The sequence below is a fragment of the Microbulbifer sp. MCCC 1A16149 genome, assembly GCF_050368945.1.
In the GTDB taxonomy this organism is placed as follows: Bacteria; Pseudomonadota; Gammaproteobacteria; order Pseudomonadales; family Cellvibrionaceae; genus Microbulbifer.
In genome coordinates this window covers 334,165-356,942 of sequence record NZ_CP185959.1, presented here as the reverse complement: position 1 = coordinate 356,942, position 22,778 = coordinate 334,165, and the positions used below count along the sequence as shown (strand labels likewise).

The 22,778-nt window shown below is 60.3% G+C and carries 18 protein-coding genes; 8 read left to right on the top strand and 10 right to left on the bottom strand.

All coding sequences use genetic code 11. The features are described from left to right. Window positions 1–107 precede the first annotated feature (107 nt). Window positions 108–1,136, top strand: a complete 1,029-nt coding sequence (locus ACONT6_RS01510) for an NAD-dependent epimerase (protein ID WP_428820129.1) — start codon at window positions 108–110, stop codon at window positions 1,134–1,136. Here ACONT6_RS01510 and ACONT6_RS01505 read toward each other — a convergent pair. After that, window positions 1,121–1,867, bottom strand: a complete 747-nt coding sequence (locus ACONT6_RS01505; protein WP_428820128.1) for a 3-deoxy-D-manno-octulosonic acid kinase — start codon at window positions 1,865–1,867, stop codon at window positions 1,121–1,123. The genes ACONT6_RS01510 and ACONT6_RS01505 overlap by 16 nt on opposite strands. Before the next feature lie 127 nt (window positions 1,868–1,994). Then, the gene (locus ACONT6_RS01500) at window positions 1,995–2,894 is read right to left on the bottom strand and encodes a glycosyltransferase family A protein (protein WP_428820127.1); all 900 of its coding nucleotides are present in this window, start codon (window positions 2,892–2,894) and stop codon (window positions 1,995–1,997) included. 322 nt (window positions 2,895–3,216) lie between these two features. Here ACONT6_RS01500 and ACONT6_RS01495 point away from each other — a divergent pair, with 322 nt between their 5' ends. Together ACONT6_RS01495 and ACONT6_RS01490 are read left to right on the top strand one after the other, a co-directional pair. Then, on the top strand, window positions 3,217–4,065 hold the full coding sequence (locus tag ACONT6_RS01495; protein ID WP_428820126.1) for a glycosyltransferase family 2 protein: 849 nt from the start codon (window positions 3,217–3,219) through the stop codon (window positions 4,063–4,065). A 52-nt stretch (window positions 4,066–4,117) separates the two neighbouring features. Further along, window positions 4,118–5,017: a glycosyltransferase gene (locus ACONT6_RS01490; RefSeq protein ID WP_428820125.1), complete on the top strand. Its 900-nt coding sequence runs from the start codon at window positions 4,118–4,120 to the stop codon at window positions 5,015–5,017. Between the two features lie 109 nt (window positions 5,018–5,126). Here ACONT6_RS01490 and waaA read toward each other — a convergent pair whose 3' ends face one another. After that, complete coding sequence (waaA, locus tag ACONT6_RS01485; RefSeq protein WP_428820124.1) at window positions 5,127–6,467, bottom strand: lipid IV(A) 3-deoxy-D-manno-octulosonic acid transferase; 1,341 nt, start codon at window positions 6,465–6,467, stop codon at window positions 5,127–5,129. A gap of 203 nt (window positions 6,468–6,670) precedes the next feature. Here waaA and ACONT6_RS01480 point away from each other — a divergent pair, with 203 nt between their 5' ends. The 4 genes from ACONT6_RS01480 (at window position 6,671) to ACONT6_RS01465 (ending at window position 11,107) form a co-directional block, all read left to right on the top strand. Beyond that, window positions 6,671–7,786: a glycosyltransferase family 4 protein gene (locus ACONT6_RS01480; RefSeq protein WP_428820123.1), complete on the top strand. Its 1,116-nt coding sequence runs from the start codon at window positions 6,671–6,673 to the stop codon at window positions 7,784–7,786. A gap of 105 nt (window positions 7,787–7,891) precedes the next feature. After that, window positions 7,892–9,160 carry an O-antigen ligase family protein gene (locus ACONT6_RS01475; protein ID WP_428820122.1) on the top strand — a complete coding sequence of 423 codons (1,269 nt, stop codon included), beginning with the start codon at window positions 7,892–7,894 and terminating at the stop codon, window positions 9,158–9,160. Between the two features lie 48 nt (window positions 9,161–9,208). Beyond that, window positions 9,209–10,039 (top strand): hypothetical protein, encoded by an 831-nt coding sequence (locus ACONT6_RS01470; protein WP_428820121.1) that lies wholly within the window; start codon window positions 9,209–9,211, stop codon window positions 10,037–10,039. Between the two features lie 42 nt (window positions 10,040–10,081). Next, window positions 10,082–11,107: an ELM1/GtrOC1 family putative glycosyltransferase gene (locus ACONT6_RS01465; RefSeq protein WP_428820120.1), complete on the top strand. Its 1,026-nt coding sequence runs from the start codon at window positions 10,082–10,084 to the stop codon at window positions 11,105–11,107. Here the strand turns inward: ACONT6_RS01465 and ACONT6_RS01460 are convergent. Then, entirely contained in the window at window positions 11,049–12,116 is a 1,068-nt protein-coding gene (locus ACONT6_RS01460) for a glycosyltransferase family 4 protein (protein ID WP_428820119.1), read from the bottom strand. The two genes, ACONT6_RS01465 and ACONT6_RS01460, sit on opposite strands and share 59 nt — an antisense overlap. Further along, a complete protein-coding gene (locus ACONT6_RS01455) occupies window positions 12,113–13,027 on the bottom strand; it encodes an ELM1/GtrOC1 family putative glycosyltransferase (RefSeq protein WP_428820118.1) in 915 nt (304 codons plus the stop codon). Before ACONT6_RS01455 ends, ACONT6_RS01460 begins: the two co-directional genes overlap by 4 nt. Window positions 13,028–13,255: 228 nt before the next feature. Between ACONT6_RS01455 and ACONT6_RS01450 the strand changes: the two genes are divergently transcribed. Further along, a complete protein-coding gene (locus ACONT6_RS01450; RefSeq protein ID WP_428820117.1) occupies window positions 13,256–14,602 on the top strand; it encodes a UDP-glucose dehydrogenase family protein in 1,347 nt (448 codons plus the stop codon). 112 nt (window positions 14,603–14,714) lie between these two features. Here the strand turns inward: ACONT6_RS01450 and ACONT6_RS01445 are convergent, their stop codons facing one another. The 5 genes from ACONT6_RS01445 to ACONT6_RS01425 all read right to left on the bottom strand — a co-directional run bounded on the left by ACONT6_RS01445 (window position 14,715) and on the right by ACONT6_RS01425 (window position 22,773). Beyond that, window positions 14,715–15,617 (bottom strand): hypothetical protein, encoded by a 903-nt coding sequence (locus ACONT6_RS01445; RefSeq protein WP_428820116.1) that lies wholly within the window; start codon window positions 15,615–15,617, stop codon window positions 14,715–14,717. Between the two features lie 187 nt (window positions 15,618–15,804). Beyond that, on the bottom strand, window positions 15,805–16,761 hold the full coding sequence (locus tag ACONT6_RS01440; protein ID WP_428820115.1) for a branched-chain amino acid transaminase: 957 nt from the start codon (window positions 16,759–16,761) through the stop codon (window positions 15,805–15,807). Between the two features lie 188 nt (window positions 16,762–16,949). Continuing rightward, window positions 16,950–19,820, bottom strand: a complete 2,871-nt coding sequence (glnE, locus tag ACONT6_RS01435; protein WP_428820114.1) for a bifunctional [glutamate--ammonia ligase]-adenylyl-L-tyrosine phosphorylase/[glutamate--ammonia-ligase] adenylyltransferase — start codon at window positions 19,818–19,820, stop codon at window positions 16,950–16,952. Window positions 19,821–19,968: 148 nt separating this feature from the next. After that, window positions 19,969–20,871: a PhzF family phenazine biosynthesis protein gene (locus tag ACONT6_RS01430; protein WP_428820113.1), complete on the bottom strand. Its 903-nt coding sequence runs from the start codon at window positions 20,869–20,871 to the stop codon at window positions 19,969–19,971. 126 nt (window positions 20,872–20,997) lie between these two features. Beyond that, window positions 20,998–22,773, bottom strand: coding sequence for a GspE/PulE family protein (locus ACONT6_RS01425; protein WP_428820112.1), 1,776 nt, complete (start codon window positions 22,771–22,773; stop codon window positions 20,998–21,000). Between the last annotated feature and the right edge of the window lie 5 nt (window positions 22,774–22,778).

Here is a 22,778-nt window from a genome sequence, read left to right as displayed (position 1 = left end):
ATGGACTGACTACAATTGCGGTACCCCACCGGGAACACCTTCCGGGAGTATTTTTCGGGGATAGGCAGCGGTCCCTTGCGAGAACCAATTACGGTGTGGACAACCCCATGAAGTACCTGATTACCGGCAACGCGGGCTTTATCGGCTTCCACGTAGCGAAGACCCTGATGGCACGGGGCGATTCCGTGGTGGGCGTGGACAATGTCAACGACTACTACGAAACCAGCCTCAAAGAGGATCGCCTGCGGGAGCTGGAAAAACTCGCCCACCAGCAGGGCGATACCATCGAATACGAATTTGTACGTGCAAATATCGCCGACAAACCCGCCCTCGACGCCCTGTTCGAGCGCCATAAATTTGACAGGGTAATCCATCTCGCCGCACAGGCCGGCGTGCGCCACTCTATCGAGCACCCGGAATCCTATGTGGAGAGCAATCTGGTGGGTTTCTCCAACCTGCTGGAAACCTGCCGCCACGCGGAAACCCCGCATCTCACCTACGCCAGCACCAGCAGTGTCTACGGTGGCAATACCACCATGCCGTTCAGCGAGGATCACGGGGTGGACCATCCGCTGCAGTTCTACGCCGCCACCAAGCGCGCCAATGAGCTTATGGCCCACAGCTACAGTCATCTGTTCCGCTTGCCCACAACCGGACTGCGCTTTTTTACCGTGTACGGTCCATGGGGCCGGCCGGATATGGCGCTATTCAAGTTCACCCGCCTGATCCTCGAGGGCAAGCCGATCCCGGTGTTCAACCACGGGCACCACAGCCGCGACTTCACCTATATCGACGACATCGTCGAAGGGGTGATCAAGTCCAGCGACCAGATCGCCACCGCCGACCCGGAATGGAGCGCGGCGGAACCGATGCCTTCAACCAGCAATGCGCCCTTCCGCATTTTCAATATCGGCAACGGCAACCCGGCGCAGCTTTCCGACTATATCGATGCATTGGAAGAAGCGCTCGGCAAGAAGGCGATTCGCGAACTACTGCCGATGCAGGCGGGGGATATCCCGGATACCCACGCGGACACGCGCAAATTGCAGCAGGCCACCGGCTACCGCCCGGATACCGGGGTGCGCGAAGGGGTGCAGAAGTTTGTTGAGTGGTATCGGGATTACTTCTCGGTGTAATCCCGGATCTTGTTGCGGGCACTGGCGTAGCCGCTGGTAAGCGCGCGCCAGTTGTCATCGGAGAAATGGAACGGGGAGTGCTTGCCCTGCAACTTGTCGAGGGAGCGGCGCAGGCGCGACACGTTGGATTCCGCATCCTGCGGGGACAGGGAATCCCGGATGACCCCCTTATCGAAGTCGATCAGATAAAAATCGCCGCTGCCGGTCAGTAGAATATTGCTGGCATTGAGGTCCGCGTGATACACGTTTTCTGCGTGAAAGCGCGCAATCAGTTCACCGAGCTTTTCCCAGTCCGCGTTTTCCACAGGGCGCTCGCAGAGCACCTCGGTGAGGTTCTTTGAGTCTGCGACCCGCTCGGTAATCAACGCGCCGCGATAGACCAGCGGCGGCACACTCACGCAACGTGCAGCCGCCGGCCGCGGAACCGGAAGTCCCAGCGCGCGCATGGCCCGCAACATATTGAATTCCCGCCACACGCGGGTGTTTGCCAGGCGGCTGTACAGATAGGTTTTTTCAACCAGGCGACCGGCCAGCCCGCCCCGGTGGTACTGCTTGTACACCAGCTCCACGCCGTCGTGCTCGAACATCACCGCCTTGCCGCGCTCCACCTGGGCACAGTGACTGTTGGCCTGCAGCCACGCCAGGTCAAAAAGCTTTTCGCAGTCGGCACTGACGATGTCTTCGTCATAGATGACATTCGCAAGTCCGTTTCTGAATTGCCGATACCCCACCGGAAATACCCTCAATGCGATGTCATGCCAAAATTCTCTGCGCAGTCATCGCCAGTTAGCTGTTGTAAGTTTTGATCGTTCTGTTGCCGGGCAATTCTTCAGCCCCACATAGCCCGGCAATCCTGTGTCAGGAAAACAGACCGCGCAGTTTACGCTCCATGCGGTCCAGCAGCTTGAGCCAGCCGGCCCCCTGCATGGGATCGTACGCCCAGGGCGTGCGGATTCTGCCGCGGGTGGTCTTGAGACACTCTTCCGCCACCGGCAAGCGCGGCGGCTCGGCATTTTTCAGGGCCTCGACCTCCTGCGCACTCATGGTCTCCAGCGGATACAGGCCGCAGCGACGCGACCACTCGCCAAACCGCAGCGCCAGCGATTTCTGCTTGCCGCGGTAGGCGCGACCGTTCGGCAACCACATGGAAAAAGGTGCGCGCATGCGCGCCATGCGGCAGAAGATTTTGGCCGCCTTGCGGTTGTTGACCGACTCCCCCACCTCAAACTGCCAGTTCACCTCGCGCAGACGGCGCGGATCGGCGATCAACAATGCAGAAAACCAGGTGCCGGTGGAGCGCTTGCGCGGATACCAGAACCAGAAATTGCGCGCCTCATCAAAGCGGAAATCCCGGTCCGCCTTCCTTTTCAGGGAGATCCCGCGCACAAACGCCGGGGAAATGAATCCCAGATCCGGCTGCGCAGCGAAGCTCTGGCGCAGCTCGTCCAGATCCCCGTCACTCAATGGACGCACCATCTGGGTGTCGTCCTGCAGGAAGCAGATCAGCTCGTCATCTGCCGCCATCTCGTAAGCGGCCTGCATGTTGGCGTAGAGCCCCCCGAGCTTGTGGCCGGACTCCGCGGTTTTATCCACAACCCGGTGACGCTGCCCGATCTCCGCCAGAATCCGGCGGGTATCCGGGTCATCACTGCCATCATCAATGACCGTCAGGCCGCATTGCGGTGCACAGGTCTCGATGGAGCGGATACAGTTCTCGAGGAAAGGGCCGCGATTATAAGAAAAAACAAAGATGTGCACTTCTAGGTGTCCGTAGAAATTTCGCGCAGCATACCAGAACTCGCCCCGTGCCGATGACCTGCAGAGCGCTCCGAGATACCGTCCTGAGCGCGAATTGCGACATACGTCGGGTGCAGTTGCCGGCGAAACACCCTAGAATGCGCCGTTTTTGCGCCACGGACTTGGCTCAACCCATGCTCCAGATCAGTATGGCCAGTGTTTTGCGATTACCGGCTGTGACCGCTCCGGCAAAGCCTATACTGCCAGACTAGCCAGTCAACCGGGCCGACAGCGCCCGGGCCATACACTCTGACACCGTTTGATTGCACTGGAATTAGCCGCCATGAAAATCTCCGTGATCATGACAACCTACAACTCTCCGGTCTGGCTGGAAAAGGTTCTGTGGGGGTACAGCTGCCAGAGCGAACCGCCGCTGGAAGTGATCGTGGCAGACGACGGCTCCGGCCCGGAAACCGCCGAACTGGTGGCGCGACTGCGCGAAGAAACCGGACTCGACATCCGCCATGTGTGGCAGAAAGACGACGGTTTCCGCAAATGCCGTATCCTCAACAAGGCGATTCTGCAGGCGCGCGGGGACTATATCGTGTTCACCGATGGCGACTGCATCCCACGCGGGGATTTCCTCGCCGTACACAAACGTCGCGCGGAACCCGGTTATTTTCTCTCCGGCAGCTACTTCAAACTGCCCATGAGCACCAGCGAGGCAATCACCCGGGATGATATCGAGTCCGGACGCTGCTTCGATTACGCGTGGCTTAGGGCCAATGGCCTGAAAGCCCGCCGCAAGACGCTGAAACTGCGCGCCAGCGAACGCTGGGCCCCACTGCTTAACCGCCTCACCCCCACCGCCTGCAACCTGAAGGGCTCCAATGCCTCGGCCTGGCGGGAGGACATCCTGAAGGTCAATGGTTTTGACGAACGCATGGCCTGGGGCGGTCTGGATCGGGAATTTGGTGTGCGTCTGGAAAATGCCGGCATCAAGCCGCGCCATGTTCGCTTTGATGCAATCTGCGTCCACCTGGACCATCCCCGCGGCTACGCCGACCCCGAAATTGTCGCGCGCAACAAGGCCCTGCGCCTGCGGGTGGCCAAAGAGGGCATCGTGGAGACGCCCCAGGGCATCCGCCAGTTGACCGAAAGCGGCTATACCCCCGAGCAGCCCCCTCAATAAAACGGCAGCGCAACCACACCGAATCCCGATGCCCCGGCAGAAGAGCTATACCATGGACACAACCACTCCGAAAAAACACTGGTCAGACCCGCTAGTCAGTCGCTTTCTGCGCCTGGCAGCCAGCGGCTGGGTACCCGCTTCCCTGTTCCAGAAGCCGCTGCCGACCAGGAACGAGCGCGCCGCGCGCACCGGCATTCTGGATATCGAGATTGTCAGCCACTGCTGGCAGTACTCGCATTTCCTGATTTACCAACTGAGCTCCCTGGCTCTTTACCCGCCGACCAAGGCCACGGTAACCATGACCGTGTACTACAACGGCGAAGATACCCGCACCGCCGCGGTACTCGACTTCTTCGGCAAACAGCAAGTGCCGGGCGTGACCTGGAACTGGCGCGAGCTGCCCAAAGAGTCCCTGTACCGGCGGGCCATCGGCCGCAATGAGGCCGCGCTCGCCACCAAGGCAGACTGGATCTGGTTTACCGATTGCGACCTGATGTTCCGCGAGCACTGTATCGATCAGCTGGCCGAGCTGCTGCAGGGGCGTCAGGACAGCCTGGTGTTCCCGTCCCGCGAGCGCATTACCTCGCTGCTGGCCGACGACGATCCAATGCTGAATTTCGATCCAGCGGAACTGCGCGTCATCGATATCGACGACAGCCGCTTTGTGGAACAGACCCGCGACCGCGCCACCGGCCCGCTGCAGATCGCCCACGGCGATATCGCCCGTGCCGGTGGCTACTGCGACAGTCTGACCTATTACCAGAAACCCGCCGACAGCTGGTGCAAAGCCCACGAAGACCGCGCCTTCCGCTGGCTGCTGGGCACCCAGGGGGAGCCGCTCGACATTCCCGGGGTGTACCGCATTCGCCATGTGAGCAAGGGCCGCTACACCGGCAGTAAACTGAATACCCAGATCCGCAGCAGCGTGCGCAAGGCGACCGACAAACACTGAGCCGGTCGCCCGAAAGGATTAAACGAGAAGCATAAAAAAGCCGGTCGCTTACACGACCGGCTTTTTTAATGTCTACTTTAATAGTCACTGCAGACTTTATCTTCGCAAGTCAGAACACCCGCATCAGCGACTCGACTTCCTCCACGGTCCGCGCCAGCGCACCACTGTTCTGCGCTGCCACTTCCCGCGCACTGGCACCGGCTTGCTGGCGGCTCTGATCATCGCGCAGCCAGGCACCCACCTGCTGCGCCATCTGCCCGGCATCCTTTACCACCACTAACCCGCCCGACTCCTGCATCAGGCTGGAGACGGTGCTGAAGTTGTGCAGATGGGGGCCACATACCACCGGAACGCCCCAGGCTGCGGGCTCGATCATGTTGTGGCCACCAACATCAACGAGACTGCCGCCGACAAAAGCCACGTCGCTGGCGCCGTAAAAACGCAGCAGCTCGCCCATGGTATCCCCCAGTAACACCTGATCGTTCGCTGCGGGCGCCACACCATCGCTGCGGCGCGCAATACGCAGGCCCTGTTCGCGACAAAGCCGCGCAACGCTGTCAAAACGCACCGGGTGACGCGGCACCAGCACCAGTAGCAGGTCGGGGAATTCTGCACGCAGCGCGTTATACGCCTGCAATACCACTTCATCTTCACCGGCGTGGGTACTCGCCGCCAGCCACACCGGCCGCTTGCCCGCGCCCTGCCACTGGTGTGACAGCGCCTGCGCCTCACTGATCTGGCCGGAATCGATGTGCAGATCGAACTTGATATTGCCCACTACCGACACCCGCTCAGCAGGTACCCCCAGTGCCATGAATCGCTCGGCATCCGCCGGGTATTGCGCCACAACCCGCGACAGGTGGCTTAGCATCTCCCGGCTGAGTCGCGAAAACTTGCCGTACCCATGGGCGGATTTGGCACTCAGGCGCCCATTAACCAGTATCGTGGGGATCTCGCGCTTGCCGCAGATAGACAACAGGTTGGGCCACAGCTCCGTTTCCATGCTCACAAGGATATTGGGCCGCAGTGCGTCCAGGAACGGGGTCAGGCATTCGGGCAGGTCGAACGGCAGGTAATAGTGCAATAGGCGCCCGTTGAGAATGGGTTCCAGTGCGTTGTGCACCCGCTGGGAACCGGTGGGGGTTGTAGTGGTGACCAGCCACTGCCATTTCGAATGACGTGCAGCCAGGGCCTCGATCAGCGGCACCGCTGCCAGCGTCTCGCCCACGGACACCGAGTGAATCCAGATCAGTGGCGCGCGGCTCGCGCGGTCCGGCACCATGCCGAAGCGCTCACGCCAGCGTCGCCGCGCACCAGGTCGCGAGGGCACCAGCCCGAACCGCTCACTCCAGCGCTTGCGATAGGCAGGATCCGCCCGACCGCGCCACCAGAGATGCAACAGCATCAACGGAAGGGAAAGGCGAAAAAACCAGGTGTAAAGGTGGCGCATCAAATAAAAACTGGTACAGGTTGATCTCTCGGGGAATCACGACAAATTCCGTGGAAATACCCCCGCTGTTTGGTAGCATTCTACCCCAACTTCAAGCTGCCCATTTAACCGGAATCCGCCGCACTTGCCCACGCATTTCCTCGGACAGGGCTCTGGCTTCGCTTCTTGTGACCCGCAACACCAACCACTGTGAACCACCGCTCATGAAAATCGTGCAACTGCTACCGGCTCTGAACTACGGCGGCGTCGAGCGTGGCACGCTGGATGTCGCCCGGGGGCTGGTGAAGGCCGGGCACGAGTCCATTGTTATCTCCAGTGGCGGGCGCTTGGTGGCGCAACTGGAAGCCGAGGGCAGCCGGCATATCACCCTGCCGGTACATAAAAAGTCACTTTCCAGCCTGCTCCAGGTCGCGCCCCTGCGCGCGAAAATCTGCGAACTGAACCCGGACATATTGCACGTGCGCTCCCGGGTTCCCGCCTGGCTGACGTACCTGGCGTGGCGGAAGCTTCCGCGGGAAACACGCCCGCGACTGGTAAGCACGGCACACGGGCTTTACTCCATCAATCGCTACAGCGCCATCATGGCGCGCAGTGAGCGTGTAATCGCCATCAGCGAATGTGTGCGCGATTACCTCACACAAAATTACGCCCGTTATCTGCAACAGCCGCCGGAGCTGATCTACCGCGGCGTCGACACCGCTGAGTTCAACCCGGGAATCACTCCGCCCGCCGACTGGCGTCAGCAGGTCGAATCCGAATTCCCGGCGCTCAGGAACAAGCGCTGGCTGCTGCTCCCCGGGCGTCTCACCCGCTGGAAGGGACAGCACGCTTTTCTCGAAATGATCGCCAACCTCAAGGACCTGCGCAGTGACGTGCAAGGGGTGATCGTCGGTGGAGCCGAGCCCAACAAGGAGCACTATGCCGAGGAACTGCAACTGCGGGCGCGAGAGCTGGGTATCTCCGACTATGTAACCTTTACCGGCAGTCGCAACGACATGCCCTACTGGTACGGTGAGTCCGTTCTGGTCTACAACCTGTCCCAGCGCGTAGAGCCCTTCGGGCGCACCGTGATCGAGTCCGCCGCCATGGGCACCCCGGTGATCGGCTACGATATCGGCGGCCCCGCGGAATCCCTGCGCGCTTGCTTTCCCCAGGGACTGGTGGCGCCCGGCTCTGCCGAGCAGTTGCTGGAAACCACCAACACCCTGCTCGACAGCGACGTGCGCCCCATCCTCGCCCCGGAATTCACCCTCGATACCATGGTGAGACACACACTGTCTCTGTACCGGTCACTGTGCCAGACACCACCCGGCAAGTAAGCGCCCACTGGCAAAGCGAGACAGGGTCTATAGCCCCCTCTGTGCGAGCCACGTACAATGGCCGGCAAATTCGAAGAAGAGCCGCCGCGCGGACAAAATAGCTGTATGTCTACCGTTTCCCCTGCACCTGCCGAACAATCCCTCGCCGCCCGATTCCTGGACCGGCATGTTGCCATTGCGCTGCTGCTGAGCAGCTTTGTGTGGGTACTGCCCTGGTCGCGCACCTTCCAGCTTTCGGTGCTGGTTCTGGCGATTACCTCCATCGTGCTGCTGGTGCGCGATCGCCAGCGCTGGTGGGCACCGGGTGCGCAGAGCTGGTGCACCATGAACCTGCTGGCTGCAGCGGCGCTGGCGCTGTCGGCGACGTTCAGCGAACACCCGGGCAAGCCCCTTGAGCTGGCCGGGTTTCAGCTGTTCCTGCTGCTCGCCGGTATGCCGGTGCTGATATGGGCCCGGGATGACGCCATCTGGCGCAAGATCCAGCTGTGCCTGTTTGCGATCATCGGCTTCTGGATCGTCGACGGTCTGTTCCAGGCGATGATGGGCTTCGACCTGTTCGGTGTACCGCGGTCGGAGCGGCTGGGTGGCTACTTCAGCCATCCGGACAAGTTCGGCTTTTATATTTCCATGCTGTGCGCCTGGGTGCTGTTCGCCCCCCCCGTGCGCCAGTGGAGCCTGCCCCTGCAGAGCGTGATCTACCTACTGTGTCTGGCGATCACCATCTTCGGTAACACTCGCGCGGGCTGGGTCAGTTTTATCCTGATCTCTGCGGTGTGGCTGTACCTGAACCGCGGCAAACTGCTCGCCTCCCCGTGGCTGCTGTGTATGGTACCCGCAGGCATCGCGGTGGCCGGCTGGTGGCTGGTCAGCGATCCCCAGGTCAGCAAGCGCATTGCCGCCACCATTCCGCAAAGTTTTGATGTGGAGGGCCTGAGTGCGGTCATCCCGGTGCGCGCACAGTTGTGGGCCCAGGCATGGACACAATTTATGGATAATCTGTGGTTCGGCACCGGGGCGGGCAACTATATGCTCAATCTGCCCGAGAGCTGGGCCGGCACCAGGTTAGAGCAACCCTACACCCACCAGGTGGTCCTGGAGATACTTGCAGGCTCCGGTATTGTCGGCAGTCTGTTGTTTATCGCCGCCGCAATCGTGTTCTTCCGCTTGGTCTGGCGGGCAGACTACCGCAGCCTGGCGGAGCACCAGCGGCCGCTGGTGCCACTGTTGATTCTGGCCTGCGCCTGGTTCCCGGTGAACACCCACCGCGAACTGTTCAGCTCAGAAATGATGGTGCTAACATGGATGACCATTGCCCTGGTTGTGTCCCGCTCCAGGCTGTCCACTGGCGATGATCGCCAGGCACAGGTGCGCTGATCCCGCCCCATTCACAAACAGACAAGAACAACGAGACAGGGAAACGTTATGCAAGCAAGTCCAGAAACTGACGTCGTCGAAGCTTCTGTTGAAACCTCAGCCGAAGCGGCCGCGGGCGCTACTGCGGATATCGCACAGGCCGTGCGGGATCATCTGGTAAGCCGCCTGCGCGAGACTGTGGCCCAGGACCAACCCTTTTCCCACCTGTATCTGGAAAACTTCTTCCCGGACAGCGTCTACCAGCGCATTCTCGCCTGCCCACCGCCGGCGGAGTACTGCAAGGGCCTGAATCACAAGGAAGCCATGCGCAGCGACGGCAGCAGCACGCGACAGGTATTCCCGTTCAATCCGGGCAACCTGGAGCGACTCGAAGGCGAAGCGCAAACCCTGTGGCGCGGTATCACCGAGGGTATGCAGGCTCCAGAGGTGAAGCAGGCCCTGTTTGAGTGTTTGGGCACCGATCTCGCGTCTCGTTTCAAGGTGCCCACCGGCGCGGTGCCGGATATTGAGGCACACCCCAAAACCGGTTACTTCTGCGATCACAGTGGATACCAGATTTCCCCACACCGGGACGTGGCCCGCAAAATTGTCACCATGCAGGTGTACCTGCCCGCGGACCGCAGCCAGGAATCCATGGGTACCAGCCTGTACGAGCGCGGCATCATCGGACGGCTGCAATATGAATTCAGGAAGCTCGGGCTGGGGAAAAAGAGCGGCTTCCGCGAGGTCAAACGCTTCCCGTTTGTACCCAACAGCGCCTATGCGTTTGTGGTGGGTAAACACAGCTGGCACGGTCGCCCTGAAATTCACGGCGAGTCTGAACGACGCAGTCTGATGCAGATCTACTACGCCAACCCCTCGGAACCCTTTTACGACTGATATGCGCGAGCCCGCCACTGCAGTGTTGCACATCCGCATACTATGAAAGTCTGTGTGCTGAGTGACGGCATTCCCGGCCACGTCAACCAGGCCCACGGCCTGCTCGACTGGCTGCGTGCCGAGGGGATTGCGCTGGAAGTGGACATCTACCAGTGCCGGTTGCGGGCAAAATGGCTGCGCCCCCTGCTAGCCGCCGCATGCAACAGGCTTTCCCGCCACCCGTTGCTCGCCCGCGCCGTGCTGCACTGTTACCGATTTTCTCCCACGCCCGCTGCCACCGACCTGATCCTCTCCGCCGGTGGCAACACCAGCTTCGCCAGTGCCGCCCTCGCGCATTCGCAAGGTGTGCCGAATATCTTTATTGGCTCCCCAAGAAAACTTTCCGCCGGCACCGTGTCCGCGCTGCTGACCCTGGAACCCAGCGCCGGATTCGAGCGCAATAATGTGGTGGTGGATATCGCCCCGGCCAGGGTAAGTACCAAGGCGCCCAACCCGGGAACCCGGGCGCTGCTACTCGGTGGTGACGGCAGCGGCTACGAGTACCGGCAACAGGACTGGAAAGACATTTTACGCTGGGCCAATGTGCAGGCGCGTGCGCTCGGGGTCCGCTGGATCGTGGCCGGCTCGCGGCGCAGTCCCGCATACTTGCGCGATCTGTGTGAGGAGCAGCTGGACGCGGATCTGGTAGAAGCCTGGTGCTGGCCAGGTTCCGCGCAGGCACTCTCCGACCTGTTGCCCACTGCTGAAAGTATCGCCTGCACCGAAGACAGCATGAGTATGTTGTGTGAGTCGATGAATCTGGCACGCCCGCTATTGAGCCTGCGGCCGGCCAATGCGCAGCCTCCGGCAAGATACCGCCAGGCGATTGCCAAATTCGAACAACTGGGATTTCTGCAGCGGGCAGAAACCTGCAGACTGGAAAACCACCACTGGCAACCCCTGCACGGTGCGGAGATCGACCGCAGAGTGGCCTGCGCCCGCCGCCGCGCTGTCGACCAGCTGGCAGAGCTTATCCCCGCACTAGGGGCAGCTCTCGCCCCAGCGCCTGCCGATAAACCGCCCAGGTAGCCCGCGCCATCGCCGCCACATTGAGATGCTCCGTGGCGTACTGGAAAACCGGCTCAAATGCATCGCGCAGCGCCACCGGATCCGCCAGGGCCCGGTCCAGCAATGTCGCAATGGCCTCCGCCGACGTCTCACCTGCGACATAGGCCGCTGGCAGCAATTCCGCATTGCTGCCCACATCGGTAGAGATCACCGGACAACCGCACAACAACGCCTCTACCACCGTATAGGGCGCCCCCTCCTTGTGCGAGGACACCACCATAAATTCCGCCGCCTGCATCCAGCGACTCACCTCGGTGGAGAAGCCGATAAATCGCACACTGTCATCGACGCCCAGCGCCGTTGCCTGCGCCTCCAGCGCGCTGCGGTCCGGCCCATCCCCAACCAGATACAGAATCGTCCCCGCAGGCGCAACGGAGGCCCAGGCCTGTAACAGCAGGTCTATGCCCTTGGCCGGCACCAGCCTGGCCACCGCCAGCACCGCGCGCTTGCCCGCCTCCATGGCTTGCGGGCGCGGCTGACCGGGCTGCGGTGGGTGCGTGCCGTTGGGAATAATCGTCCAATCGAGGGCGGACACTGCAACCGCCTTGCGGCTGACCGCGATCCGCTGTGGAAATCCCGCTGCCAGAGAATCCTTGGGGTGCACGATGTTGTGCCGGGTAATCACTGGCGCGCAGCGGGTGAACCGGTGCAGCCATTTCTGAACCGCCGCCGCCTTGCCGCCGTGGCCGTGCACCAGGTCGAATTCGTACTGGCGGCAAGCGCGCAGCAGGGAGAGATACAGCAAGGGGTTGCGGCGGCTGAGATCCGTATTGACCGGAATAAAGGTGACACTATCGGTAAAGTGCTTGCGGTAACGGGGATGCGCGATGACAAACACCTGAGCCCCGGTATGTGCCGCCTGCCAGCCGCTGAGTTCGACCACGTGCTTTTCCAGACCGCCAAATTCGCGACTCATAAACAGGTGACAGATCTTTACCGGAGGATTCGTCTCCGCGGAATGGCTATTCATCGGCCCACCTCAATATTACAGCGACGCAACAGCGCCCGTGCGACCACGCGGTACTGCGCCCAGGGCTCCCGCAGTCTCTCGCCAGCATGCGCGGCATCCGCCAGGTTATCGGTGACCACACCTTCGTCGATCAGGCGCTGCACCGCAGCGCGCACCTTGTTGTGCGGACGTCGCGAGGGCAGGTCCAGAATCCCCACTTGGGCGCGTCCCTGCAGGGCCTCAAATACCATCGAGATACTGTCGCGGGTCACCCAGACCTGCTCACAACTGGCGATCTGAGACTCTAGCCAGCCCGCTTCACAACCCCTCCAGGAGCAGACATCGAACCCAGGCCGGGCCAGCTGCTCCAGGGCAAACTCCGGCGTGCGCCGGCTGTCCGCCAGGTTCCAGTGTACCGGTGCTGCTGCCAGGACCTCGATATCCCGGGCCAGTGCGGCATTGTCCCAGGCGAAATGCTTGCTCGGCCCCCCCAGCAGAATAAGCCCGCGTCCGGCATGGGGCTGGACATCGGCCAGGGGGACCGTCAGCGCACCGCGGGTAACCAGCACATTGGGCAGGGGCGCCGGTCGATCGTGCTCTGGAATCAGCGCAAAATCGAACCAGTGCAGCGGCAGGGAGGGTCGCATCAGCACCACCGTGCGCCCGCCAAAGCGACGGCGCGCCGATAGCATCGGCAGGTGGCAGCGGTGGCCGGCGCCAATCAGCAACTGCGGTGCTTCACCGGCGACTACACCGGCGGTATCCAGCGCCCGGGCGAGGTCCGACGGGTGCCAGAAGCGCAGGCCCGCGCAATTGATATCCCGGGTTTGGACCGCATCGGCGCCCAGGTTCGCCTCAAGGCCCGCCACCAGCGCAGCGCTCTGCTTTTCGTGGGCGCGATTGCCATCCAGAAATCGCCAGACAATGATCAACCGGTTTCCTCCACAGGATCTACGCGGTGGGCAGCTGCCCGCTCAGAATGACGGCATACGATACCCGCGCGGTACGTAATTTGCACGCCAGCTGACCCGCCCGCGTGGCGACACAGGCGGATTGAAGGTAAACTTCTGCGCCTACCATTTTGAAGAAAGCGTGACTCTTCGGGTCGCGCGAGACTGGGGTTGCCCCGCTCAAATCGCACAACAAGGATTCCAGCAAGCATGAACGTCACCGTATTTGGCACCGGCTATGTCGGTCTGGTACAGGCCGCAGTATTGGCGGAAGCGGGCCACCGGGTCGCCTGTATCGATATCGACGAAAACAAGATCGAACGCCTCAAACAGGGCCATATCCCGATTTTCGAGCCGGGCCTGGAGCCGCTGGTAAAGCGCAACAATGAATCCGGCAATCTGACCTTCTCCACCAGCGCCGCCGAGGGCGTTGCTCACGGCGAGCTGATTTTCATCGCCGTCGGCACCCCGCCGGATGAAGATGGCTCCGCGGACCTGCGCTACGTGCTGACCGTGGCGCGGACCATCGCCGAGCATATGCAGGACAAAAAGTACATCATCAACAAGTCCACCGTACCCGTGGGGACCGCGGACAAGGTACGCGAGGAAGTGACCCGCAGCTTGCAAAAACGCGACGCACTGAACCTTGAGTTCGATGTCATCTCCAATCCGGAATTCCTCAAGGAAGGCTCCGCGGTGGCGGACTGCATGAAGCCGGACCGCATCATCATCGGCACCTCCGAAGATGCCTCCGAGCAGAAAATGCGCCAGCTGTATGCACCGTTTAACCGCAATCACGACAAGGTTATCGTGATGGATGTGCGCAGCGCGGAGCTCGCCAAATACGCGGCCAACTGCATGCTCGCCACCAAGATCAGCTTCATGAACGAAATGGCGACCATTGCCGATCACGTCGGTGCAGATATCGAATCCGTACGCCAGGGGATCGGTTCCGATCCGCGTATCGGCTATCACTTTATCTATCCCGGTATCGGCTATGGCGGCTCCTGCTTTCCGAAAGACGTACAGGCACTCAAGACTACGGCCGCGCAACTGGGGCTGGAGCCTAAGATCCTGAATGCAGTGGAAGAGCGCAACCACAGCCAGAAACACTACCTGCTGGAAAAAATCATTCAGCGTTACGGCAGCGACCTGTCCGGCAAGACCTTCGCCCTGTGGGGCCTGGCATTCAAGCCTAATACCGACGATATGCGCGAGGCCCCGAGCCGGGTGCTGATGGAGAAGCTGTGGGAGATGGGTGCCAAGGTGCGCGCGTTCGACCCGGAAGCGATGCACGAATCCGAGCGTATCTACGGCAACCGCGATGACCTGCAGCTGTGCGGCACCCGCGACAGCGCCCTGGCCGGTGCCGATGCACTGATCATTGCCACCGAGTGGCAACAGTTCAAGTCCCTGGATTACAACACCGTGCGCGGCAGCCTGTCGGAGCCGGTGGTGTTTGACGGCCGCAACCTGTATCACCCGCTGGACATGGCCGAGGCTGGATTCGAGTACCACTGTGTAGGGCGCCCTCAGGTGGCTGCGAGCAATCAGTAATCAGTTTTACGGGTATCGTTTTCAAATGTCGCCCGGTAGCGGTCAGCTACCGGGCATCAGGGTCTTCGCATCCCACCTCAAGACACTGACAAACTTTTCTGAACCAGGAATTTCAACGCAGCAATTTGTACAGATTGTAGTATTCGAATACATTCCGGATCTTGCAGTCATTGCCGCCGCGGCTGCGCAGGTTTTCCTTGCGCAGTGCCAACTCCTGAGTGCCGCCTACGGTAAAAAACCGATCTGACCAGTCCCGTGAATCTGGCAGGCGTGCGCAGGGCGTGCCCTGCAGCAGGCTCATGGCCTTCAGCCAGACATCGTCCGCCTTGGGACACAGCTTGAGAAATTTTTCTTTTTCAAACGCATCCGGGTGCAGCGATCCCGGAAAATACAACACCCCGCCAACCCCGGTAGGGAAGACCAGGGGCGAGGTCTCACCGCCAAAGTCGCGCCACTTCCAGTCGGATTCCCAGTCGCCGTAAGGCGCCAGCTTGCCGCGAGGATCCAGCTGCATCAGGTGTGCCCGATGGCAGTGAATCCAGTCGGGGTGACACAACCAGGCGCGATATAGTTGGTCGATCATATCCGGCGGATAAAGGGTGTCGTCGTCCACGGTAATGATCAAACTGTCTGGAAACTGATCAAAGGCGTAAAAGTATTTGGTGTAGGGGCCGAGGTCTTCCACATACAAAACCTGCAGGCCACGCTGCTGCTGACGCACCAGACTCTCCGGCAGCTGCCCATCCCGGAACTGTTCTTTTGATAACCAAAGGACCACGGCATCGGCCTTCACCCACTGCTGAAAGAGGCTCTCGATCGTGTACACCACATTCTCGATGCGCGCATCAAAGGACGTTAGGGAGACAACAATGTTGTGCTCCTTGTCATTGCCAATTCCAGACAGCCCAGCGTCAAGCGCCTGCTGCTGCAGCAGTTGCTTTCTCAGTATGGATTCCAGTTTGCGGTTATTCACTGCATCGTGTTTCTGCAGTCGCTTCTTCAGATAAGAAAACATTGAATGATTCCTGTCACGTCTACTGGTGTCGCCTGCGTAACCTGTAACGATTGACAACTATTCTAAGGGATAGACCTCGCGCGCTCTAGAAGCCGGTACTCAACACCTGCACACAAAATTCATGCAAAAAAAAAGGCGGACACCTTTCGGTGCCCGCCTTTCCCACGTTTTACGCAACCAGAATAAATCAGGCCGATGCCGCAACCGGCTCGCAGGTTTCATGCACGTCACTAAGCCAGCCCATATGCGCCTGGCTTTTACCCTGTACCGCATCAAAGTACAGCTGCTGCAGGCGCTTGGTGATTGGACCGCGACGACCGGAGCCGATGGTGCGCCCATCCAGTATACGGATCGGCAGGACTTCCGCAGCGGTTCCGGTGAAGAAGGCTTCGTCGGCGATGTAGACTTCATCGCGGGTAATGCGCTTTTCCTTCACCTTGTATCCGCACTCATCGGCCAGCTGGATCACCGAGGCACGGGTGATACCGTCGAGGCACGAGGTCAGCTCCGGGGTGTAAATAACGCCGTCGCTCACCAGGAAGAAGTTCTCGCCGCTACCTTCCGCCACATAGCCTTCCGGATCCAGCAGCAGTGCCTCTTCACAGCCGTTGCGGATAGCCTCCTGCAGCGCCAGCATGGAGTTGATGTAGTTGCCGTTGGCCTTCGCCTTGCACATGGCGATGTTCACATGGTGGCGGGTATAGGACGAGGTATTCACCTTGATGCCCAGCTCGCGGGCTTCAGGGGTCATGTAGCTCGGCCACTCCCAGGCCGCGACGATGACGTGGGTCTGCAGGGAGTCGGCGCGCAGGCCCATCCCCTCGGACCCGTAAAACACCATCGGGCGCAGGTAAGCTTCTTTCAGACCATTCTCACGTACCACCAGGCGCTGGGCTTCGTTGAGCTGCTCCTCGCTGTATGGCATGGGCATGTTCATAATCTTGGCGGAACGGAACAGGCGGCGGGTGTGCTCGTTCAGACGGAAGATACTGGTGCCGCCATCGGCGGTTTCATAGGCGCGCACGCCTTCGAAAACGCCCATTCCGTAGTGCAGGGTGTGGGTGAGTACGTGTACCCGCGCATCGCGCCAGGGAACCAGTTCACCGTCAAACCAGATAACGCCGTCTCGATCGGCAAAAGACATGGGGATCTCCTACAAAATTCTATTACGCACTCTGTAGGAGTTCAGGCCTGGGGAGGGAAGTCGAGCCCTTGGAAGGAAGATCGAATCAGTTCGCCAGCAGGCTGGCTCCTACAGCACAGAGCCAGGTGAAAAACAGTTTAATCGGGCAGCGTGCATTTCGCGGGCGCAAACTTCCCTGCGGGAGTAGTTCAGCCCAGAATCTGCTGCCAAGTTGTTTCAACGGTCTTTCTTTCCGCTTCGAATTGGTCACCGGATACAACCCCCGGCTGCTGTTGTAATGCCAGGCGATGACCTTCTGATCGGTAGGCTTTGTAGGCGTCGATCAAATGCTCGGCTTGGTGGGCCGGCATCAGGCCCGCCTCAGTGAGGCTTTCGAGAATGCGGATATTATCGGTATATCGCACGATCGAAGGGGCGCGCTGCGCCCAGGCCAATGCGGCATATTGAACCATAAATTCGATATCGACAATACCACCCGCACCGTGCTTGAGATCGAATTGTCGATCATTGCTCTTATCGAGGTGCGCACGCATCTTATTGCGCATGTCCACCACCTCTTCACGCAATTTCTGCTCATCCCGCGTCTCACACAAAAGCTTTGTACGCAGGCTTTCAAACGCCGATCCGAGGCGCACACTTCCCGCAACGGGTCGTGTGCGCACCAGTGCCTGGTGCTCCCAGGTCCAGGCGCTCTCCCGCTGGTACTTTTCAAATGCCGCCAGCGACGTCACCAACAGACCGGAATTGCCCGACGGGCGCAGGCGCGTATCCACTTCATACAGCGGGCCACTCAAGGTGCGGGTCTGCAGGATATGGATCAGGCGCTGGGCGAGTCGCGTGTAGAAACTGAGGTTGTCGATGGACCTTTCACCATCGGTGTACTGCTGAGGCTCGGCGTCGTGAACGAACACGATATCCAGGTCCGAGCCGTGCCCCAGCTCCAGGCCGCCGAGTTTGCCGTAGGCGACAATGCAGAAACGCATATCTTCGGCACTGGCGCCTTTCGGCGCACCGTGTTTTTCCGTGACCTGCTGCCACGCCAGCATCAGCGACTGCTGCAGAATCGCTTCCGCCAGCCAGGTCAGTGAATCGCTCACCTTCATCAGCGGCAGCGCGCCGGTCACTTCCTGTGCCGCAATACGCAGGCTCTGCCCCTGCTTGAAATGACGCAGGGCTTCCATCTGCGCCTCCAGGTCGTCCTCATCCACGCGCAACATATGCTGGCGCAGATCGTCGGCGATATCCCCGGCAGTAGATGGCTGCAGCAAGCGGCGCTGGTCGAGCATTTCATCCAACAGGATCGGATGACGGGCGAGCAGATCGGCAATCCAGGGAGAGGCACTGCACAGGCGCAGCAGCTGATTCAACACCGGCGGGTTTTCGTTGATCAGCACCAGGTAGGCGCTGCGGCGCAGGATGGAGCGCAGCAGGGGCAGCACCCGCTCCAGCGCAAGCAAAGGCTGACTCACCTCGGAGGCCGCTGCCAGCAGCAATGGCATGGTCTGGTCCAGGCGCTGGCGCCCGGACGCCGGCAGTGCGGACACAATGCGGTCGCCGTGCAGATTGGCAATCGCCTCCAGCGCAGTGACAGCGGGCTGGAATCCCGCCTCGTGCAATTGCTCCAGCCAACTGTCGCGGTCGTCGCTGCGCTCGCAGCCAATCCACAGCATTTCCCACTTGTCCGAAGCAGTAATTTCACCGCTCTCCTCCGGCGGTGCGATCACCTCGTCGAACTCGCGCTCAATCGCCGCGCGCGCTTCAACCAGCGCGCTTTCAAGTTTTGCCCAGTCCTCGTATCCAAGGGCAAACGCCAGTTGTTCACGACGTTCCAGCTCCGGCGGCAGTGTCTGGGTCTGCTGGTCCTTTTCCGCCTGCAAACCGTGCTCCACCCGACGCAGTAGCAGATAGGCTTCGCGCAGCTCCTGCGCCGCCCCCTCGGGCAAATGCCCACCCTGCTCCAGCAGCGGCAGCACTTTCAGAATATTGCGCACCCGCAGATCCGGCTCACGCCCACCGCGGATCAGCTGGAACGCCTGGGCGATAAATTCCACCTCGCGGATACCGCCGCGGCCGAGCTTGATATTGTCGATCAGTCCACGCGCGCGCACCTGGCGCTGGATCAGGGTCTTCATTTCCCTGAGCGCGTCTATCACACTGAAATCGATATAGCGGCGGTAGGTAAACGGGCGCAACAGCTCCATCAATTCTTCTGCTGCCTGCGCCGCACTCCCGTCATCGCCGCCACTCATGGCGACCGGGCGCGCCTTGATCATTGCGTAGCGTTCCCACTCCCGCCCCTGGGTCTGGTAGTAATCTTCCAGCGCAGCGTAATGGCTCACCAGCGGACCACTGTCACCGTAGGGACGCAACCGCATATCCACGCGGAAAACAAAGCCGTCCGCGGTCACCGTATCGAGTGACTTGATCAGGCGCTGGCCCAGGCGCTGAAACCAGGCCTGATTCTCGAGAGGTTTCTCGCCATCGGACTGCCCGGGTTCCGGATAGGCAAATATCAGGTCGATATCGGAAGAGAGATTGAGCTCCCGTGCCCCCAACTTACCCATACCCAACACGATCATCGGCTGGATATCGCCGTCACGACTGCGCGGCTCGCCGTGGCGCTCGACCATTTTTTCCCGGTGCCAGTCCAGCGCCGTCTGGGTTGTGACCTCTGCCAAATCTGTCAGGCGTGCGCAGGCGGTGGGGATATCCCACTGACCGGAGAAATCCCGCCAGATCACCTCGGCATTCACCCGGTTGCGCAGCTGGCGCAGCGCACTTTCAAGCTGCTCTTCTGAATCCAACGTGTGGACGAGCGGCGCGTTCAGTCCGCAGTCTTCCTGCTCCAGCAATGCCACCAGCAAATCCGGGTGGCGACAGCACTGCTGAACAAAAAAATTAGACCCGACGAACGTGCGCGCCAGTGCCCCACCGATATCCCCATCGAGCAGGGACTCCACCTTTGCCACCTGCTCCGCAGTGACCACGTCACACCAGTCTTGCCAGCGCTGCTGCAACAGTGATTGGTGTTGTGGAGGACAGTGATCGATCAACGGCATGAAGCACATCTCCTGTGGGCGGGGCAGAAATCCTGCAAAGCGAAACTATAGAGTCCCGAGTATACATTGGGTGCCGCAGCTTTCACCGCGGACCAGATATGGAAAAGCCGCGCGGGTGCGCGGCTTTTTCTGGTATGAAGGGCTCCGCTTACGCGTAAAACAGCGTCCCCTCCCCCATCTTGATCACATTGCCACCAATACGACAACGCACTTCCCGTCCGAGCTTTTTGTCGAATTCCGCATGCAGGATACTTTTTCGGGTATCGGGGCTGCCGCGATCCACAGAAAAAATATGCGTACCCGACGCAGTTTCCTGCTGCTCGGCAAGGTAGGCAACAAACTCCGGCATAACGTTGCCGATGGGCGGGAACACCGCTTTTGCCAGATTCGGGTTTAGCAGACGTCCATGGAATTCGGTGGTACCGGTAATGGAACCGGGTGCGAACAGGAACAGCTCCGAGGTGTACATCTCGCCCAGCATTGCGTTCCACAGGTCGTGATTCAGATTCGCCGCCAGCACGTGTTCCGGGCGGGTGAATGGCACGATCAGGGTGGGCGTATCCACGCTGACGACCAGCGGTTTGTATTTACTGAAGGAGATATGTTTTTCGTCAGTATTCAACGCGGCGGCAAGGCGGGTTACGTCCGGGGTGTAGCGATCCAATGTCGGCGACAGCTCGCGGGCAAACTGGATATTGCCGGGCATACCGTTATTGTCATCGATAAAGCTTTCGATCAGGCCACTCTCCTGCTGCAGGAGGAATGACGCAAAACTGCCCTCGGTTTTGCTCAACCCGAGTTCAAAGGCCATAAACGATGCCGCGAGAATCGTATGAGCGCCAAACCGTTGCGGCCCCCGGTCGGTAAATACGCAGGCAGGGACCGGATTTTCCGGCTCGATAAATACGGTTTCCGTCTGCTGGAATTCGCTGGCAACGGCTTTTTTTGCTGCTTCATCCAGAGTACGACCTGCCAGGTTGACCACGGGTATCTGCGTTCCCTGGAAGGGCTTGTCGGCAAATACATCTAACAGCACATATTCAAGCGTCATCTGATCCATCCTTTTATTGTTCGCCAATTAATCCTTCGACCGAGAATCCCTAACCGTCGTACAACAATATGGTCGAAGCGCAGCGCAATTTTCAATAATCCTTTTTATTTACCACCATTGCCCTGATCAGAACGAAATATCCGGTGGTGGCGCCACTCTCAACACCTCCTGCACGGTAGTGATTCCCGCCGCCACTTTTCTCGCACCGGACAGGCGCAGGCTGTTCATACCTTCCCGCATTCCCTGCCGCCTTACCTGCTGCAGATCGCAGTCGTGGGTTACCAGCGCCTGCACGCCCTCGGTAAAGGGCAGGATTTCGTAGATACCCTGACGGCCGCGATAGCCGGTGTTGCGGCAATCGAGGCAGCCCTCCGGCTGGTACACCACTTCCGGCTTGGGCGCCTTCCAGGGTTTTACCAGCGCCTGCCAGTCCTCGTCGCTCACTTCCGCCTTGCGTTTGCAGCTGGGACACAGGGTACGCACCAGCCGCTGGGCCATCACCCCGAGCACGGTGGACTTCAACAAATAGTGCGGCAACCCAAGATCCAGTAGACGGGTAACGGCAGTGGGCGCGTCGTTGGTGTGCAGGGTGGATATCACCAGGTGGCCGGTGAGTGCCGCCTGCACCGCCATCTGCGCGGTTTCCAGGTCGCGGATCTCCCCCACCATGATGATATCCGGGTCCTGGCGCATCAGGGTGCGGATGCCGGCGGCGAAATCCAGGCCAATGCTGTGGTGCACCTGGGTCTGGTTGAAACTGTCTTCCACCATCTCGATCGGGTCCTCAATGGTGGACACATTCACCTCGGTGGAGGCCAGCTGCTTGAGCGCGGTGTAGAGAGTGGTGGTTTTACCGGAACCGGTGGGGCCGGTTACCAGCACGATGCCGTTGGGACGGCCGAGCATTTTGTGCCAGCGGGCCAGGTCATCACCGGCAAGGCCGAGATCGTGGTAGGAGCGCGCCAGAACTTCCGGATCAAAAATCCGCATTACCAGCTTTTCGCCAAACGCCGTGGGCAAGGTGGACAGGCGCAGTTCCACCTCGCTGCCGTCGGGGCGCTTGGTCTTGATACGACCATCCTGGGGTTTGCGTTTCTCCGCCACGTTCATGCGCCCGAGAATCTTCAGACGACTGGTAACGGCGGCATTAACCTGGTCCGGCAGCTCGTGGATCGGGTGCAGCACCCCATCGATGCGGAAGCGGATGCGGCCGATATTCCGGCGCGGTTCAATATGGATGTCACTGGCGCGCTGGTCGAAGGCGTGCTGTAGCAGCCAGTCGACGATATTGACGATGTGCTGGTCGTTGGCTTCCGGGTCCTTCAGATTGCCCAGTTCCAGCAGCTGCTCGAAATTGCCGGCACCGGAACTACCCTTTAGCCCGCTGGCACCGGAAATGGAATTGGCGAGGGAATAGAACTCGGTGCCGTAGCGTTTGATATCCGCGGGATCCGCAACCACCCGGCGCACAGTGCGACCACTGGTGTGTTCAAGCTGCTCTTCCCAGCCACTGGTATAGGGCTGCGCGGTGGCCACCAGCAGCATTTCCTTGCTGGCTTCCACACACAGGATCTGGTGGCGCTTGGCAAACTGGAAGCTCATCACCTCAGTGACTTCCGCCACGTTCACCTTCAGCGGATCGATATGGTAGATGCTGTGAGAAGAAGTATCCGCCAGCCACTGGGTCAGGGTCGCGGCATCCAGCACCTTGCCGGGATTCTTCTGGTTCTCCAGCTCACAGGTGGCGATATACGAGAGCGGGTGCATCTGCGCCTGTTCGGCACTGCGCGGGGTACCGATCAGGCGGTTGGCGTCCAAACGGCTCACATAGCCCTGGCTTACCAGGTCTTCCAGTAATCCGGAGAGATCCAGAACCCGGTCCGCAACTCTGCTCACAGCCATATCCT

Excerpts from the sequence above, each read along its gene's own strand:
- glnE (WP_428820114.1), bottom strand. The coding sequence starts at position 19,820 with ATGCCGTTGATCGATCACTGTCCTCCACAACACCAATCACTGTTGCAG.
- ACONT6_RS01480 (WP_428820123.1), top strand. The coding sequence starts at position 6,671 with ATGAAAATCGTGCAACTGCTACCGGCTCTGAACTACGGCGGCGTCGAG.
- ACONT6_RS01475 (WP_428820122.1), top strand. The coding sequence starts at position 7,892 with ATGTCTACCGTTTCCCCTGCACCTGCCGAACAATCCCTCGCCGCCCGA.
- ACONT6_RS01450 (WP_428820117.1), top strand. The coding sequence starts at position 13,256 with ATGAACGTCACCGTATTTGGCACCGGCTATGTCGGTCTGGTACAGGCC.
- ACONT6_RS01445 (WP_428820116.1), bottom strand. The coding sequence starts at position 15,617 with ATGTTTTCTTATCTGAAGAAGCGACTGCAGAAACACGATGCAGTGAAT.
- ACONT6_RS01430 (WP_428820113.1), bottom strand. The coding sequence starts at position 20,871 with ATGACGCTTGAATATGTGCTGTTAGATGTATTTGCCGACAAGCCCTTC.
- ACONT6_RS01460 (WP_428820119.1), bottom strand. The coding sequence starts at position 12,116 with ATGAATAGCCATTCCGCGGAGACGAATCCTCCGGTAAAGATCTGTCAC.
- ACONT6_RS01465 (WP_428820120.1), top strand. The coding sequence starts at position 10,082 with ATGAAAGTCTGTGTGCTGAGTGACGGCATTCCCGGCCACGTCAACCAG.
- ACONT6_RS01510 (WP_428820129.1), top strand. The coding sequence starts at position 108 with ATGAAGTACCTGATTACCGGCAACGCGGGCTTTATCGGCTTCCACGTA.
- ACONT6_RS01495 (WP_428820126.1), top strand. The coding sequence starts at position 3,217 with ATGAAAATCTCCGTGATCATGACAACCTACAACTCTCCGGTCTGGCTG.
- ACONT6_RS01425 (WP_428820112.1), bottom strand. The coding sequence starts at position 22,773 with ATGGCTGTGAGCAGAGTTGCGGACCGGGTTCTGGATCTCTCCGGATTA.
- ACONT6_RS01470 (WP_428820121.1), top strand. The coding sequence starts at position 9,209 with ATGCAAGCAAGTCCAGAAACTGACGTCGTCGAAGCTTCTGTTGAAACC.
- waaA (WP_428820124.1), bottom strand. The coding sequence starts at position 6,467 with ATGCGCCACCTTTACACCTGGTTTTTTCGCCTTTCCCTTCCGTTGATG.
- ACONT6_RS01490 (WP_428820125.1), top strand. The coding sequence starts at position 4,118 with ATGGACACAACCACTCCGAAAAAACACTGGTCAGACCCGCTAGTCAGT.
- ACONT6_RS01440 (WP_428820115.1), bottom strand. The coding sequence starts at position 16,761 with ATGTCTTTTGCCGATCGAGACGGCGTTATCTGGTTTGACGGTGAACTG.